Here is a 280-nt window from a genome sequence, read left to right as displayed (position 1 = left end):
GTTGCTTCCGGAGGCAGTGCGGCCATCACAGTTGACGCTGGACGAGACAGGCCACCGCGGCGACGTCGGCAGGTCAGGCGTGTTTTTCGAAGTTGAATGGCAGCAGGTCGTCGATATCGGCGTCGAGAGGTCGCTGGGGCAGTTCAGTGAGAACATGGCGTAGCCACGCGAGAGGCTCGACGCCGCAGGCGCGGCAAGTCAGCATCAGGCTATAGGTGACGGCGCTCGCCCGTGCGCCTTCCACGGTGTCGCAGAAGAGCCAGGATTTTCGTCCCGTTGC

1 protein-coding gene is annotated in these 280 nt (G+C 63.6%); it reads right to left on the bottom strand.

All coding sequences use genetic code 11. The features are described from left to right. Positions 1-73: 73 nt before the first annotated feature. Positions 74-280 (bottom strand): transposase domain-containing protein (locus ACYPYD_RS11470; protein ID WP_459663234.1); only part of this gene is annotated, 207 nt, incomplete at its 5' end.

It is taken from the genome of Novosphingobium sp. 11B, from assembly GCF_054589055.1.
This window is presented reverse-complemented; position numbering and strand designations above follow the sequence as displayed.